17 protein-coding genes are annotated in these 15,343 nt (G+C 63.1%); 5 read left to right on the top strand and 12 right to left on the bottom strand.

Annotated elements, in window-relative coordinates; translation table 11 throughout:
• The first annotated feature begins 39 nt into the window (after positions 1-39).
• Positions 40-621: a peptidylprolyl isomerase gene (locus D6Z24_RS03615; protein ID WP_129125162.1), complete on the top strand. Its 582-nt coding sequence runs from the start codon at positions 40-42 to the stop codon at positions 619-621.
• A 34-nt stretch (positions 622-655) separates the two neighbouring features.
• Here D6Z24_RS03615 and D6Z24_RS03610 read toward each other — a convergent pair whose 3' ends face one another.
• The 9 genes from D6Z24_RS03610 to D6Z24_RS03570 all read right to left on the bottom strand — a co-directional run bounded on the left by D6Z24_RS03610 (position 656) and on the right by D6Z24_RS03570 (position 9,071).
• Positions 656-1,333, bottom strand: coding sequence for a cytochrome c biogenesis protein ResB (locus tag D6Z24_RS03610; RefSeq protein ID WP_129125161.1), 678 nt, complete (start codon positions 1,331-1,333; stop codon positions 656-658).
• Positions 1,334-1,402: 69 nt separating this feature from the next.
• Complete coding sequence (locus tag D6Z24_RS03605; RefSeq protein WP_129125160.1) at positions 1,403-2,119, bottom strand: cytochrome c biogenesis protein; 717 nt, start codon at positions 2,117-2,119, stop codon at positions 1,403-1,405.
• A gap of 135 nt (positions 2,120-2,254) precedes the next feature.
• Positions 2,255-2,761 carry a peptide deformylase gene (def, locus tag D6Z24_RS03600; protein WP_129125159.1) on the bottom strand — a complete coding sequence of 169 codons (507 nt, stop codon included), beginning with the start codon at positions 2,759-2,761 and terminating at the stop codon, positions 2,255-2,257.
• Between the two features lie 7 nt (positions 2,762-2,768).
• On the bottom strand, positions 2,769-3,335 hold the full coding sequence (locus tag D6Z24_RS03595; RefSeq protein WP_129125158.1) for a glycine cleavage system protein R: 567 nt from the start codon (positions 3,333-3,335) through the stop codon (positions 2,769-2,771).
• Positions 3,336-3,381: 46 nt separating this feature from the next.
• Positions 3,382-5,706 carry a DNA translocase FtsK gene (locus D6Z24_RS03590; protein ID WP_129125157.1) on the bottom strand — a complete coding sequence of 775 codons (2,325 nt, stop codon included), beginning with the start codon at positions 5,704-5,706 and terminating at the stop codon, positions 3,382-3,384.
• A 58-nt stretch (positions 5,707-5,764) separates the two neighbouring features.
• Positions 5,765-7,441: a ribonuclease J gene (locus D6Z24_RS03585; protein WP_129125156.1), complete on the bottom strand. Its 1,677-nt coding sequence runs from the start codon at positions 7,439-7,441 to the stop codon at positions 5,765-5,767.
• 317 nt (positions 7,442-7,758) lie between these two features.
• Positions 7,759-8,166, bottom strand: coding sequence for a hypothetical protein (locus D6Z24_RS03580; protein WP_129125155.1), 408 nt, complete (start codon positions 8,164-8,166; stop codon positions 7,759-7,761).
• 26 nt (positions 8,167-8,192) lie between these two features.
• The gene (locus D6Z24_RS03575; RefSeq protein WP_129125154.1) at positions 8,193-8,375 is read right to left on the bottom strand and encodes a hypothetical protein; all 183 of its coding nucleotides are present in this window, start codon (positions 8,373-8,375) and stop codon (positions 8,193-8,195) included.
• Positions 8,376-9,071, bottom strand: coding sequence for a lysophospholipid acyltransferase family protein (locus D6Z24_RS03570; protein ID WP_129125153.1), 696 nt, complete (start codon positions 9,069-9,071; stop codon positions 8,376-8,378). It lies immediately after the preceding gene.
• Between the two features lie 110 nt (positions 9,072-9,181).
• Here D6Z24_RS03570 and D6Z24_RS03565 point away from each other — a divergent pair, with 110 nt between their 5' ends.
• On the top strand, positions 9,182-9,622 hold the full coding sequence (locus tag D6Z24_RS03565; RefSeq protein ID WP_129125152.1) for a single-stranded DNA-binding protein: 441 nt from the start codon (positions 9,182-9,184) through the stop codon (positions 9,620-9,622).
• A 129-nt stretch (positions 9,623-9,751) separates the two neighbouring features.
• On the opposite strand, the gene chrA is transcribed toward D6Z24_RS03565, so the two are convergent.
• The 3 genes from chrA to D6Z24_RS03550 are packed head-to-tail and all read right to left on the bottom strand — an operon-like array spanning position 9,752 to position 12,508.
• Positions 9,752-10,912: a chromate efflux transporter gene (gene chrA / locus D6Z24_RS03560; protein ID WP_129125151.1), complete on the bottom strand. Its 1,161-nt coding sequence runs from the start codon at positions 10,910-10,912 to the stop codon at positions 9,752-9,754.
• Entirely contained in the window at positions 10,909-11,175 is a 267-nt protein-coding gene (locus D6Z24_RS03555; protein ID WP_198419500.1) for a DUF1259 domain-containing protein, read from the bottom strand. The genes chrA and D6Z24_RS03555 overlap by 4 nt, the downstream gene beginning before the upstream one ends.
• Before the next feature lies 1 nt (position 11,176).
• Positions 11,177-12,508, bottom strand: a complete 1,332-nt coding sequence (locus D6Z24_RS03550; RefSeq protein WP_129125150.1) for an ATP-binding protein — start codon at positions 12,506-12,508, stop codon at positions 11,177-11,179.
• 278 nt (positions 12,509-12,786) lie between these two features.
• Here D6Z24_RS03550 and D6Z24_RS03545 point away from each other — a divergent pair, with 278 nt between their 5' ends.
• The 3 genes from D6Z24_RS03545 to D6Z24_RS03535 all read left to right on the top strand — a co-directional run bounded on the left by D6Z24_RS03545 (position 12,787) and on the right by D6Z24_RS03535 (position 15,340).
• Positions 12,787-13,152 (top strand): hypothetical protein, encoded by a 366-nt coding sequence (locus D6Z24_RS03545; RefSeq protein ID WP_129125149.1) that lies wholly within the window; start codon positions 12,787-12,789, stop codon positions 13,150-13,152.
• Between the two features lie 525 nt (positions 13,153-13,677).
• The gene (locus D6Z24_RS21920) at positions 13,678-13,932 is read left to right on the top strand and encodes a GSU3128 family (seleno)protein (RefSeq protein WP_281275009.1); all 255 of its coding nucleotides are present in this window, start codon (positions 13,678-13,680) and stop codon (positions 13,930-13,932) included.
• Between the two features lie 64 nt (positions 13,933-13,996).
• A complete protein-coding gene (locus D6Z24_RS03535; protein ID WP_129125147.1) occupies positions 13,997-15,340 on the top strand; it encodes an MATE family efflux transporter in 1,344 nt (447 codons plus the stop codon).
• The last annotated feature ends 3 nt before the right edge of the window (positions 15,341-15,343 follow it).

The following is a 15,343-nucleotide window of genomic DNA, read 5'->3' as shown; positions in this document are numbered from 1 at the left end:
ATGCCACCCATTTTTCAATCCCAGAGGAGGTACGAAAACATGCTGAAGAGATTCATCCATGCGTTGGTGCTCGGGCTCTTTCTCGCCGGCGGTGCCATGGCAGCTGAAGCGAAGAACCCGGTAGTGCTCATCGAGACCAACCAGGGGAACGTGAAGGTCGAGCTGTTCCAGAAAGAGGCGCCGATCTCCGTCAAGAACTTCCTCGACTACGCGAAGAGCGGCTTCTACAAGGGGACCATCTTCCACCGCGTCATCCCCGGGTTCATGATCCAGGGGGGCGGCTTCACCCAGGACCTTGAGCAGAAGCAGACCAAGGCACCGATCAAGAACGAGGCCGCCAACGGGCTGAAGAACGAGCGCGGCACCCTCGCCATGGCGCGCACCAACGTGGTCGATTCGGCCACCGCGCAGTTCTTCATCAACGTGGTGAACAACGACTTCCTGAACCACCGCCCGACGGCCGGCCCGATGGGTTACGGCTACGCCGTCTTCGGCAAGGTCGTCGAGGGGATGGACGTGGTCGACAAGATCGCTGCGACGAGGACCGGAATAGGTTCGAACGGCATGCCGGACGTCCCGGTGCAGCCGATGGTGATCAAGGACATGAAGGTGATCAAGTAATCAAAAGGGGCGCCGCAAGGCGCCCCTTTCCGTTTCATCTCCCCCTGCGCTGCGCGAGCAGCATCAAGTTCCCCACGGTAAAGAGCAAAGCCCCCACGAACGCGGCAAGCGCCCCCGGCTCCCGGTGCACCTCGAAGAGCGCCACCGGCACCGGGCTGAGCGCCACGTCCTTTATGTAGATGCCGTATCCCTTATGGAAAAGGGGGTGATTCGGCTGCACGCCGTGCACCCCGTCCGCGGTCCTGAGGTCGGCGCGGTAGCCGCTCATCATCCCCATCGGCCCGACCTCCCCGGTGATCCGCTCAACCACGACCCGCTCGCCGTCCGGGAAGCCGAAGGAATCCCCCTGGGGCAGCTGCAGCTGCTGCTTGAAGCCCCCGTAGGCGGAAAGCAGATGGGCGAGGACGATGAGCAGGAAGCCCGCGTGCATGAGGTGCGGCGCCACGCTGCGCCCCTTTTTCCTGAGGGCGTCGATGGAGCAGACCAGCGCGTTCACGAAGAGGACGGCGATGCAGGCGATGCAGAGCCAGAGCCACCAGGAGTAGCCAAGCGGTGCCCTCTGCAGCCAGAAGAGAAGCGGCATGTCGTTCAACCCGCCCCCCTCGGAGCTTGCGCTCGAGAAGGAGCCTATGGCCAGGGTGACCATGACGCCGGTCATGAGCCAGAGGCCTAAGTTCAGCGAGCAGAAGGTGGCGTAGAGTTTTTTCAGCAAGGGCGTTTTTCCTCTTCTTGTCAGACCAGTCGGACTAGTCAGACCAGTAGGACCGGTCTGACCGTCCGACTAAAAGCTGTGCGAACTCCTCATCAGCATGCTGACGCCGAGATAGGTGAAGAGCGTGATGGCGAACCCCGCGATCCCCAGCCAGGCGAAGCCGCGCTCCCACGCCGGTCCCTTCAGGCGCAGGTGCAGGTAGAGCGAGTAGAACATCCAGAGAATCGAGGTCCAGAGCTCCTTCGCGGTCCAGAGCCAGTAGGTGCCCCAGGCGTAATACCCCCAGATGCCGCCGCAAACCATGGAGAGCGAGAAAAAGCTGTAACCGACCAGCGCCGCCCGGTACTGCAGATCGAGCGCAGGCCTTCCCGCACCGCGCAGAAACAACACCCCCAGCAGCGCCGCGATGCCGAACAGGGCATAGGCGAAGAAGGCGAGCGCCACGTGCAGCTCGAACCAGTAGGTGTCGAGGACGGGGGGAAGCGGCATGTTGAGGGTCGGGAAGGGAAGCGCCAGTGCGGCGAAGAGCGCCGCAAGCCCGCCGCACCCCCAGCAAAACCAGCGCACGCCGGAGAGCCGGCGGTCATAGACGAAGGGGAGCGCCATGAGCCCGATCGAGCCGGAGAAGAAGGCGAGGGTGTCCTGCGGCCCGATGAGCGGCAGACGCCCCAGCGCCACGCCGCGCGAGGCAAGATAGGCGAGGCTGCAGGCAAGGCCCGCCACGAAGACCGGGCGCCGGACCGACGCGGCGAACAAGAGCGCCGATGTGATGAGAAGCGGTTTCATGGAAGTTCCAGGAGCTTATGCGGTTGACATACCCTCCCCTGGAGGGGGAGGGCTAGGGAGGGGGCGCGCAGCGTCTTTCTGAGGCTTCCCCCCTCCCGACCTCCCCCCTCCAGGGGGAGGAGTGGCGGCAGCGCTCTATTTGTAATTCTTGCGCCTGAACAGGCCGGTCTTCAGCGAGGCGATGCGGTCCAGGAACAAAAAGCCGTCCAGGTGATCCATCTCGTGCTGGATGGCGACCGCCTCGAAACCGGAGGCGTCGAACTCGCGCACCTTGCCGTCAGGCTCGGTGAAACGCAGGGTGAGCTCGGTGGCGCGCTCGACGTCGCCGGTGTAGTCCGGGACGCTCATGCACCCTTCCCTCATCACGGCGGCGCCGCTTTTCGCGACGATCTCCGGGTTGATCATCAAGAGGAGCCCGTGGTTGTTCTCCTTGCCGTGCCGGTTCTTGGAGACGTCGATCACGCAGACCCGCATCGACACGCCGATCTGCGGCGCGGCGACGCCGACCGAACCGGGTCCGGCGTGCATGGTGTCCACCAGGTCTTCGATGAGGGTTTTGACCTCATCGTCTATGGCCTGCACCGGGGCGCAGACCTGCTTCAGAATGGGATCGGGGTAGGTAACTATCTCTTTGACTGCCATATAAAGATCAGAGGGAGACCGGTGTTATGAGACGGACCGAGATCTCGACGCTCAACTCCTTTTTCAGTTTTTCCAGGAGGGCGGACGCATCCTCCACCGTGAGCCCCTGCGGGAGCGCGGCCTCGAGCACGAGTACATAAACCGGGTCGGTCGGCTTGCCGATCAACTTCGTGTTGAGGTCGGTGATGCTCACGCCGCGGTCGGCAAGTTCGCGGGTGACGCGGTAGACGATGCCCGTCTTGTCCGAGCCGTAGACCGAGATGAGGCAGAGCTCCCCTTCCGGCCCCTGGTAGCAGACCTCATCATCCTTCAGCGCGCGGACGAAGGCGGAAAGGCCGGTCCCCGCGGTCTTGAGAGCAAACTCCTCCTCGAGCTTCTTCTTGGAGAAGGGCTTCTCGTGGGCGACGATCAGGATCATGGCAAACTCGCCCCCCAGCATGGTGCAGCTGGAGTCCTCGACGTTGCAGCCGAGCTTGTACAACACCTCGGAGGTGTCCGCGACGATGCCGGTGCGGTCCTTGCCGATGATGGTGACGGCGAAATGAGCCAGGTTGGGCTTGCGACAAAGGTTCATTGGGCCTCCTTGAAAGGGGACGGGCACCTGCGGAGCCGGTCCCCGGCTAGATCTTGTTGATGAAAACTTCTCTTGGCTTGCTGGTGCCGTCGGAGGGGCCGATGACACCTTCCTGCTCCATCTTCTCGATGATGCGGGCGGCACGGTTGTAGCCGATACGCAGGCGACGCTGGATCATGGAGATCGAGGCCTGCTTCGCCTCGGCAACGAGGGCCAGGGCGTCGTCGTAGCGCTCGTCGATCTCCTCCTCCTCGTCGCCGCCTCCCTTCTCGTCGGAGGCCTTCATCTCCAGGATCGATTTCTCGTAAACAGGTTTCCCCTGCTTCTTCAGGAACTCGACCACGCGCTGCACCTCCGCGTCGGAGACGAAGGCACCGTGCGAGCGGAGCATCTTCGAGGTTCCCGGCGGGAGAAAGAGCATGTCGCCCGCGCCCAGCAGCGACTCGGCGCCGTTGCCGTCCAAGATGGTGCGCGAGTCGATCTTCGAGGAAACCTGAAAGGATATCCTCGCCGGGAAGTTCGCCTTGATGAGGCCGGTGATGACGTCGACGGACGGGCGCTGCGTCGCGAGGATCAGGTGGATGCCGGCGGCACGGGCCATCTGGGCGAGCCGCGCTATGGACTCCTCGATCTCGCGCCCGGCAACCATCATCAGGTCGGCGAGTTCGTCGACGATGACCACGATGTAGGGGAGATGGCCGTGCTCCAGCTGGTCTTCCTTGGCGAGGAAGGCCTGGATCGCCGCCTCGCGCGCCTCCATATCCTCCGGGTCCTCGTGCTCTTCGAGCTCGTCCACGAGCTCCTCGACCACCACGGTCTCGCGCGCCAGGTTCTCCGCCTTCTCCCTTTCCTCCCGCTCCAGCTCGCGGTTGTAGGAGTCGATGTTCCTGACCCCCTTGTCCGACATGAGCCGGTAGCGCCGCCCCATCTCCTCGACCGCCCACTTGAGGGCGAGCGATGCCTTCTTCGGGTTGGTGACCACCGGAAGCAAAAGGTGCGGGATCCCCTCGTACACCGAGAGCTCCAGCATCTTGGGATCGACCATGATGATCCTCACGTCGGTCGGTGTCGAGGTGTAGAGAAGCGACAGGATCATGGTGTTGATGGCGACCGATTTACCCGAACCGGTGGCGCCTGCGACCAGGAGGTGCGGCATCTTGGCGAGGTCGGTGACCAGCGGGTTCCCGGCGATGTCCTTGCCGAGCGCCATCGGGAGCTTCATCTTGCCGCGGTGGAACTGCTCCGAACCGAAGATCTCCCTGAGCGACACCATTTCGCGATCGCGGTTCGGCAACTCGATGCCGACGACACCCTTGCCCGGAATCGGAGCGACGATGCGGATGGAGTGGGCCTGCAGCGCCATGGTCAGGTCGTCCTGCAGACCGGCGATGCGGCTCACCTTGATGCCGGGCCCCGGGGAGAACTCGTACATGGTGATGACCGGGCCGGGGCAGATCTCCACCACCTCCCCATCCACGCCGAAGTCCTTCAGCTTCTTCTCCATGAGCCTTGCGTTCATGGTGAGCGTTTCCTTGTCCTGGCGCTTCGCCCCCTCGGGCGGAGGATCAAGCAGGGAAAGCGGCGGGGTCTTGAAGTCCCCTTCAGCCTTGATGAAATCGAAGGCCTCCTGCACCGGCTCGCTCTTCTTCTCGTCCTTTTTCTTTTCCTTTTTGGCCACCGGTGCGGGAACCGGCGGCGGCACCACGGCGGGCTTGATGACCGGGGCCGCGTGCTGCCTCGGCTTTTCGTCCTTTTCCTTCTCCGAGGCGAGCTCGCGCGCGAGCGCCCGGCGCTGCTTGCTCTTTTCCCAGCTCTCCTTCAGCGCCGTCATCCACCAGTTGGCGAAGAGGACGAAGGAGAAGCGCGAAAGCAGCATGGCACTCGCCGCCAGCATCGGGAGGAGGATGAGGAGCGCCCCAACCGTTCCGAAAGCGCGCTTCAAAAGGGCGGAGCTCTGGAAGCCGATGAAGCCGCCGGTCGGGACGCGCTGCCCAAGGAACTCGGTGAACTGCAGGTTGAAGGCGAAAAGCCCCGCGACCGAGACCACCAGCAGGACGAAGCCTACGGCCTTGTAGCGCCGCCACCGGACCGGGTCCGAGGTGAAGGAGCGGTAGGCCAGGTAGATCAGGTTGCAGGGGAAGATGTAGGAGGCAAGCCCGAAGAGCTGCAGGAAGAAGTCCGCCAGCTCGGCTCCGAAGCGTCCCCCGAGGTTTTGGGTCTGGGCGAGGGTGGAGACGCTGTTGAAGGAGAGGTCCTCTCCGTGGTACGAGGCGAGCGCGACGAAGAGGAAGATGCCGGCGGCGCCGAACGCCATCCCCTTAACTTCCTTGGCAACCTTTTCCTTTTTTTCGATCTTCTCTTCAGTCGTCATGCGTTACCTGTGTTTTGAACTCCCTCCCCCGGAGGGGGAGGTTTGGGGAGGGGGCGGATTACATCTCCAAAACAAGCGGCAGGATCACCGGCCGCCTCTCTATGGTCTTGTTGAAGAAACGGCGCAGCACGCGGCGGACCTCGAGCTTCACCTCGCTCCAATCGGTGAGCGCCTCGGTACTCACCATTGCCAGGGTGTCCAGCACCACCTTCTTCGCCTCGTCCAGGTACTGCTGGCTCTCGTCCTCGAAGATGAAGCCGCGCGACACGATGTCCGGGCCGTAGATGATCTCGCCGCTCACCTGGTTGATGCCGACGATGACCACCACCATGCCGTCCTCGGAAAGATGCTTCCTGTCCTTCAGGACCACGTTGCCTACGTCGCCGACCCCCTTGCCGTCCACGAAGACCCGGCCGGTGTTCACCTGCTCCACGACGGCCGCCTCGCCCCCCTGGAAAAGAACCACGTCGCCGTTAACCGCAAGGATGCAGCGTTCCTCGGGTGTGCCGACCTTCTGGGCCAGTTGGGCGTGCTTCACGAGGTGGCGGTACTCGCCGTGCACCGGGACGAAGAAGCGCGGCCGCACCAGGTTGTGCAAAAGCTTAAGCTCCTCCTGGCTTGCATGCCCCGAGACGTGCACCTCGGATACCTTCTCGTGGATCACCTCGGCGCCGCGACGGTAGAGGTGGTTCATCAGGTCCGAGATGGTCTTCTCGTTCCCCGGAATGAAGCGCGAGGAGAGGATCACCGTGTCGCCCCGCTCCAGCTTGATCTGCTTGTGGTCGTCCATCGCGATCCGGATGAGCGAGCTTCTCGGCTCCCCCTGGCTCCCGGTGGTGATCATGCAGACCTGCTCTTTCGGGAGCTTCGGGAGCTCCTTCAGATCCATCAGGACGTCGTCGGGGACCCTCAGGTAACCGAGTTCACGCGCGATCTGCACGTTGGCGATCATGGAGCGGCCGTTCAAGAGCACCTTCCTGCCGCTCTTTCGCGCCGCGTCCACCACCTGCTGCACGCGATGGATGTTGCTCGAAAAGGCGGCGACGATGACGCGCCCCGCGCAGCTCGGGAAGATCTCGTCGAAGGCCTCCCCCACCACCCGCTCCGAGAGCGTGTACCCCTCGCGCTCCACGTTGGTGGAGTCGGCGAAGAGCGCGAGCACGCCCCTTTGGCCGTAACGGGCGAAGGTGGTGAGATCGGTGAGCTCTCCGTCCACCGGGGTCTGGTCGAGCTTGAAGTCGCCGGTGTGGACTACCACCCCTTCCGGGCAGGTGAGGGCCAGGGCGCAGCCGTCCACGGTGGAATGGGCGACGCGGATGAACTCCACGATGAAGTCGCCGAGCTCGATGACGTCCTTCGGTTTCACCACACGGAGATCGACCTTCTGGTCCAGCTCGAACTCCTTGAGCTTCTCCTTCACGAAGCCCAAGGTGAGGGCGGTGCCGTAGATGGGGGGATTGATGTCGCGCAGCACGTAGGGGAGCGCGCCGATGTGGTCCTCGTGACCGTGCGTGAGCAGGATGGCCCGGATGCGGTCGGCCCGCTCCATTAGGTAGCCGATGTCCGGGATGACCACGTCGATCCCCAGCATGTACGGCTCCGGGAACATAAGGCCGCAGTCGACGATGACGATGTCCTCGCCGTACTCGAAGGCCGCCATGTTCAGGCCGATCTCGCCGAGCCCTCCGAGCGCCACGAACTTCAGGCCGGTACTCTCGATACTGGTTGCTTCCAAGATGCTCCTTTGCCGGGAGACGTCGTCCCCCCGCTCCCCGCGCCTGCCGCTCGCCGGCCGCCTCACGACCGGACCGCGCCTTTGCGGAGTGATGTTGATCGGAAGTCCCCACAAGAGGTGATGCTTCTACCCTCTTTGCGAGGTTCTTCGGAGAATTCCGGGGAGCCACAGCGATGTTGTAATGCAGCGATGCCCGTGCCCTCGCGTCCCCCCCTTTGCGAAGGGGGAGCTTGCCCCCCGTAGCCTTGGCGAAGGGGGGACAGGGGGGATTTTGCCTGGGTAGCCGCTTCAGCTACCAAACCCCGTGGTCAATACCCCTAAGCCCCCGGCCGCCCCTTCTGCAGCAGCACGAGGTCCGCGATGCGGGCATCGCAGCGCGCGATCCAGTCCTGTCCCGGCGCGTAGGTGCCTGCCACCGCGTAGAAAGAGCTCCTCAGGGCACGGTAGGCGATGAGCGCCCGCGCCGTGTCGTGCCTCCCCTCGGCCATCTGGCCGAGATCCCACAGTTTCTGCGCGGCGCGCGGCACCACGGAGCTCCCCGGGGTGTACATGTGGATGGCCGCCTCGTACCCGGCCACCGCGGCGGTGAAGTCCCCGGAGAGCATCGCCTTCTCCCCCTTGTCGAACTGCACGTACTGCCGGTAGAGGGTGTTCCCCCAGAGCAGGGCAAGGGATATGGCGACGACTGCCGCTACGTTTATTGCTATGGTCTTGACCTTATCCATGTCGTTCCTGTTACTCCCCTGTCGCGTCATCCTCGGAAGAAGTTCGGGGCCACGGTGAGCAGCGTCCCGAGAAGGAGGAGCGCCACGCCCAGAAGCACGGCCGCCGCCGCGAGGACGTTCAAGGGGGAGCGCAGCCGGTGTGCGGCCGGGAGTCCCCAGAAGATGAGCGCGACGCCGAAAAGGGCCGGCACCAGGTACACGATCGCCATCTAGTCAACCTCCAGCTTTGCCGCGATCGCCGCGCGCACCCGTTCCAGGAGCTCGGCCTCGGCGACCCCCGCGACCTCGATCGGCGCGCCGAAGCTGACCCTGATGGTGCCGGGGCACAGCTCGATCCGGTTGCGCGGGTTGATGGCCCTGCTGCCGTTGATGGTGAATGGGACGATGGGAACCCCGGCGCGTGCCGCCAGCATGAAGGCGCCGCGCTTGAAGGGAAGGAGCGCGCCGTCCTTGGTGCGGGTCCCCTCCGGGAAGATGACCACGCTCGCACCGGAGGCGATGCGCTTGGCCGCCTGGTTCATGCTCTTAAGCGCCTTCCTGCCGTCGCTGCGGTCAAGCGGGATGTACCCGGCCCGGCGCATCGCGGCGCCGAAGACCGGCACCCGGAAGAGCTCCTCCTTGGCGACCCAGGAGAACAGACGCGGGATGGCGCGGGTCAGGGCCAGGATGTCGAAGTTGCCCTGGTGGTTCCCCATGTAGATGACGGGCCCCTCGGTCGGGACCATTTCCAGCCCCTCCACTTCGACACTGATCCGGGCCGCCCAGAGGGAGCCGAGGCTCCAGACCCTGGCGCAGGCGTGACCCGCCCGGCCGGAAGCGTCGAACAGGCCGCCTATCACGGCGGCGAGGCTGCATAACAACGTGTACGGAACGAAGAAAAGAAGGTAGATACGAGCTCTCAGCATGACCGGTTACGTTACTTTTTTTTACGATGAGAGTCAAACAATATCGCTTGCCATGAGGGCGCGATTTCTATACACTTCCCCAATTCAAAACGCAAAAGGAGAACACCCCCATGGCAAGTCTGAACAAGGTGATGCTCATAGGCAACCTGGGCAAGGACCCTGAGGTCCGTTACACCGCCGGCGGCACCGCCGTAGCCTCCTTCTCCCTGGCCACCACCGACCGGATCAAGGGCAAGGACGGCAACTGGGAAGACAAGACCGAATGGCACAACATCACCCTCTGGGCGCGTCTCGCCGAGATCGCCGGCGAGTACCTCGCCAAGGGTAAGACCGTATATATCGAGGGACGCCTGCAGACCCGCAAGTGGACCGACAAGGACGGCAAGGACCGCTACACCACCGAGATCGTCGGCGAGAAGATGCAGATGCTCTCCGCGAAAGGCGAGGGCGGCGCACCGCGCCAGGGCGGCGGCCGTCCGCAGCAGGATTACAACCAGGGCGGCGGCTACGAAGAGCCGGTCTTCAACCCGGACGACGAGATCCCGTTCTAGCGTAGTAACGCATAAAACGTAAAGAAAGAGCCGTAACCTTGTAGGTTGCGGCTCTTTTCGTAGTTCGTCACATCCCTTCCGCCTTCCCCCTGCCGCCTTCCGGCCCCGACAGTCCCCGAGGGGCCGTCCCTAACCAGGGTACAAAACCACCCCCGCAACGGCTGAAAGCGCAACGACGAGCAGCTCCGGCGTCTTGAACCGCCAAAGCACAAGAAGGGCTGTCCCCCCTATTAACGCCGTGTTCAGATCGATGACAGACTTCTCCGCCAGTATCACCGAAGCGCCTGCGATGGCGCCGGTTGCCGCCGCGGTCGCACCTTTCACAAAACCCTGCAGGGCCGGATGCTCACGGTACCGCAGGATATACCGCCCGATGAAGAGGACGAACAGGTACACCGGCAGAAAAACCGCAGCTGCAGCGATGACGGACCCAGTGACCCCGGCAACGAGATACCCCACGAAGGCCGCCGTAATCACCACCGGTCCCGGCGTGATGATGCCGACGGCGACCGCGTCGAGAAACTGGCGCTCGTTCAGCCAGTGGTGCTGCAGCACGACCCCCTGATGCAGGAAAGGAACTATGGCGAGGCCGCTGCCGAAAGTGAAGGCCCCCGCTTTGACAAAGAAAGCGCCTAGCGAGCCCAGCAGCGACAGGGAGAGGGCTTTGCCTGCCGCAGCAGGCAAAGCCAGGAGGGTGCTTTCGGGCTGCCGGTATCGCCGCCACTTTTGCGGCGGATGGTAAAGAAGCACCCCGATTCCACCAGAGACGACGAAAAGCCACGCTATTTCCGCCTTCGCGACAACAGTTATCACCGCCAGCGTCGCGAAAATCACCCAGAGCCTCTTGTCCTTCCCCACGAGCGTCCGCGCCAGGCGCTGGGCCGATAGCGCGACGACGGCGATCACCGCCGGCCCGATGCCGTAAAAGAGCGCTTGGACGACGGGGAGCCCGTGATAGGTGACGTACAGGAAGGCGACGATCAACACCATGAGGTAGGGGGGGAGAATGAACGCTATGCCGACCAGCGAGGCCCCCGTGGCGCCGTGACGGATGAACCCCATCCACATGGCCAGTTGGGCGGCTAGGGGCCCGGGACATGTCTGCGAAAATGCGAGACCTTCTTTGTACTCCTGCTCGGAGACCCAGCGCCGCGCCACGAGATCACGCTGCATGTAACCGGCAAGGGCGATGGGTCCGCCGAAGCCAAGGGCCCCGAGACGCAGGAAATACAGCACCAGCTCCCACAACCCCACCGGGATCAACGCATTTTCATCTCTTGCGTCCGTCATTTCTTTATGTCCGCCTTCTCCAGGGCCGCTTGCAGCCCCCGAGCCACTTTCTCCGGGTCGTCGTACGCCCACCAGTGCAGGAAAAAGAGGCGGGGCGTTTCGAAAAGCATGTGGCTGTGGACAGCCGTGACGGTGATGCCGTGTCGAGTAAGGACCTTGATGACCGGATTCACCTCTTTCCCCACCAGTACGAGGTCGCCTGTGCTGGCAGCCTTGCCCCCTACCATCTCCAGACGATCTTCCCGTCGCCAAAGGTGGTGCAAATCACACCACCACGCGGAACTTGGCACCCCCCTCGGCGTTCTCGACGGTGAGCGTTCCTCCCATGTTCCTCTCGATGATCATCTTCGCCATGTAAAGACCGATCCCCGCACCTTGCGGCCCTTTCGTGGTGAAGTAAGGGTCGAACACCTTGTCGAGGATCTCCTCCGGCACCCCCCCGGCGTTGTCGGCGACAGTCACCACCGACCGGCCGTTCTCTTCACCCACGTGGATCCGGATCGTCGGCTGGGGCGGCTTCGCCGCCACGAAGGCGTCCCGCGCGTTGATGAGAAGGTTCAAGAGCACCTGTGCGTACTCGTTCGGGTACCCGTCGACCTGCGGTTGCCCCGAGGAGGTGACTTCGATCCTTATCTGCACCTCGTGCAGGCTGATGTCCACCAGGGAGACCGTCTTCTCCACCGCCTCGAGCACTGAAAACCCGGTCTTCTCGGAAGCCGGGTTGAAAAAGCTCCTGAACTTGTCGATGGTCTGCGACATCTTCACGATGGCATCCATCATCTTCTCCACCTTCGTGTCCAGGTACTCCTCGGTCAGCTCACCAAGCCGCAGGGTGATGGGGAGGTCCTGTGCCAGGAGGGCGAGCACGTTCAGCGGCTGGCGCCACTGGTGCGCGATGTTGCTGATCAACTCCCCCATCGCCGCCAGCCGCCCCTGCTGGATCAGCATCCGGTCCATCTGCCTGAGCCGCTCCACAGCCTGCACCCGCTCCGCACTTTCCCGCTCCAGCTTCTCGTATGCGGTACAAAGCTCGGCGTTTCTCTCCTTCGTCTGCCGCTCGGCCAGGCGCCGGGTCACGATCTCCGACCTGAGCTGAATCTCCGTCATTACCGCGGCAGCCAGATCCTCCACTACGGAGATCTGCTCTCCGGTCCACTCTCTGGGCTTTCCGTCAAGGACGCAGAAAGAGCCGAGGATGTAGCCGTCCGCGCTGGTGAGGGGGATGCCGAGGTAGGCAATCACATTCAAGTCCCGGACGGCGAGGTTGTCCTTGAAAAGCGGATGCTCGCGCGCGTCCGTTATGACCAGCGGGGTCTTGGCGATGCGGTTGTACTGACAGAAGGAATGCGAAAGCGGAGTCTCCCGCCGTGACTGCCACGGCTCGGGAAGTCCGAGACAGCTTTTGAAGAATTGGCGATCCGAATCGATCAGGGAGACGAGGGCGGCCGGGGCACCGGTGAAGCGGGCCGCGAGCCTCGTCAGCCTGTCGAACGCTTCCTCGGCGGGTGTGTCGAGCAGGGCGACGGCACGCAAGGCCGCGAGCCTGGTCGGGTCTGTTACGTGTTCCAGAACGTCCCTCGCTTCTTTGCCTTTCATCGCTCCCCTCTTTCATAAAGGCCGAGACGCCGGCCGCCTTGGTCACCCGCGCACACAAGGGGATAAAGTATCAGATTTCCCGACACTTTCAAGCCGCCCCCCTTGGCAGCCCCATCTCGATGCCGCCCGCCGGTTCGTGAGTTTTTCCTTTTTATTTCAGCGTTTACACGACCGCAGCAAATAAAATAAGATATCAGTGGCCTCGCCGACCACAAACGATGCGGCCGGCAGGACCGGGGCACGTCACCCCGGTTGAAACACGCGCTGAAGGAAAAGGTATGGGCAAAATCATTTCGTTCGAGAAGATGCGGCAGGCGATCAGGAAAAGAAGGGAAGCGGAAGCGCACCTGCAGAACACCGAGGACGACATCACCGCGATCCTCAACGACTACTCCCTCTCCCCGGCCAACCGGCGCTGGAAACTGGAAAACATGCTGATGGACGTGGACGAGCAGTTGGAGCAGTACCGAAAAGAGCTCGAAGCCGCGGAAAGAAAGCTGAACGCGCTGGTGGCGAGCGCCGAGGGGGAGATCGCCCGCGCCTACGGCGATTTCGAGGCGAAGGTGCGCGGCATGACGGTCGCGGTGCGCAAGCTGACCGGTAACGGCATGGCTGCGGCAGAGGACGGCGCGAATCGCGGCTAGCCCTCCCCCTCTGCACCGGTCACCTCTTTTTGTTCTTCAGAGAGTTCCGGGGAGCCAATAGTGTTACTCGTCGTAGCAGAGAGCATGCCCTGACGTCCCCCCCTTTGCGAAGGTTCATCCAGGAATTCCGGAGAGCCAATGGTGTTACTTGTCTAGCAGAGAACATGCCCTAGCGTCCCCCCCTTTGCGAAGGGGGGACAGAGGGGATTTAGCCTTGGCCTTTTGCAGGGGGCGTCACGCAAGCAGACGCCAGATGACGAGCACCAGTAGCGATTTGTCAGCGGGGGAAGCGACACAACCCTGTTCAACGGGGTGATACTGGGAGCAAAAAGCAAATCCCCCCCGTCCCCCCTTCGCAAAGGGGGGAGCGCGAGGGCACCTGCATCGCTTCGCGTCTACACTTTCCCGCCGTCCCCGAAAAATCCCCGGTGACCCTTCTTTTTTCAGGTTATGGTTTTCAGCCCATGAGGTTTGTGCTAGTTATGTAGGCGTTCAACGCCACAGCACCGCACAGGGAGGTTGACCATGAAGATCCGCAAGAAGATTCTCGATTTCGAGTACGAGGAAGTCCTCGAGGAGAAGTACCGTGAGCTGATCCGCGTGGCATGCGCCGTAGCGGTCGGCTGCCCGGACTGACTCAAGAAACATTTCGCGGTCGCGAAAAATGCAGGCGCCACCGAGGCGGAGCTCAACGAGGCCATGGCCTACGGCATCATCGCACCTTCGGGCCGGGCGAAGAACTTCGTACGCAGCCAGGAAGAAGCCCTGAAGGAACTGTAACCTCCGCTCATCCTCGCCGGGACCACGGTCCCGGCGTTTGTCTTTTGAAGGAACGCCCGTCGTCTTGAAACGTCTTCTCTCTTCCAAAAACAGCAAGCGCATCTCGATCCGTCGCGACGTCGCCGCCCTCTCCATGCCGGTGCTTCTCTCTTCGCTTTTCCAGCGCCTGGTCTCCATCGTGGACATCTTCATGGTGGGGGGGCTCGGTGCCGCGGCGATCGCCGCCACCGGTCTCGGACAGCTCCTCATCTTCGTCACCATGACGGTCTTTTGGGGGCTTTCCACGGGAACCAACGTGGTGATCGCCCACCTGTGGGGTGCGGGACGGCGCACCGAGGCGAAGAGAGCCGGCTTCGCGTCGCTTCTCTTCTGCGCCCTTCTCGCCGTTGCGGCGAGCCTCCTCGGCATCTCCTTCGGCAAAGAGATCGCCGTCTTCATGGGGGCGCAGCCCGAGGTGCTCTCCTACGCCTCCGATTACATCCGCCTCGTCTTTCTGTACTTCGGCTTCACCGCGGGGCTGAACATCCTCTCCGCGATCATGCAGGGGACCGGCAACACGCGCACCCCGATGGAGGGGATCCTCCTCGTGAACGTCCTGCACGTGGCGATCGCCTACCCCCTCATCTACGGCCATTTCGGCTTTCCCCGCTTCGGCGTCGTCGGCGCGGCCTACGCCATCAACCTCTCCGAGGCGGCCGGCTTCTGCTATCTTCTCGTCCGGGCGTTCCGCGGCGGTTACCTGAAGATCGGGAAACCGGACCTGGTGCTGCTCAAGAAGGTGCTCGGCATAGGCTACCCGGTCGCCCTTGAGCGCATCGCCCAGCAGTCCGGCCAGCTCTTCTATTCCAAGTTCATCATCGGCTTTGGTACCGCCGCGTATGCCGCGCACCAGATCGGTCTTTCCATCGAGTCGCTCTCCTTCATGCCCGGCGCCGGGATGGGCATCGCGGCGGCAACCCTCATGGGGCAGGCGCTCGGGGCGAGGAAACTGAGACGCGCCCACATGAGCCACACCGAGGCGCTCAGGCTGGCAGTCCTGGTCATGGCCTTCATGGCGCTGCTCTTTTTCTTCCTGCCGCACCAGTTGATCGCCCTCTTCACCAGCGACCCGGACGTAATCGAGAAAGGGAGCGTCTTCCTGCGGCTGGTCGCCTTCGCGCAGGTGCCGCTCGCCCTCTCCTTCGTCTACGCCGGCAGCCTGCGCGGCACCGGCGACACGCACTTCGTCTTCCTGATCACCCTGGCCTCCATGTGGGGGGTCCGGGTGCTTTTTTCCTACATCGCCGCCGTCCCCCTCAAACTCTCGCTTTACGCGGTCTGGAGCGTCTTCGTCGTCGACTGGTTCGTCCGGGCCGGTGCTTTCTGGTGGCGCTACCAGCGCCGCGATCTGCACCAGGTGATCATCTAGCCG

Origin of the sequence: Geomonas oryzae, from assembly GCF_004117875.1 — a bacterium.
In the GTDB taxonomy this organism is placed as follows: Bacteria; Desulfobacterota; Desulfuromonadia; order Geobacterales; family Geobacteraceae; genus Geomonas; species Geomonas oryzae.
The sequence above is the reverse complement of the archived record's forward strand: the minus strand, read 5'-3'. Positions and strand labels throughout refer to the sequence as shown.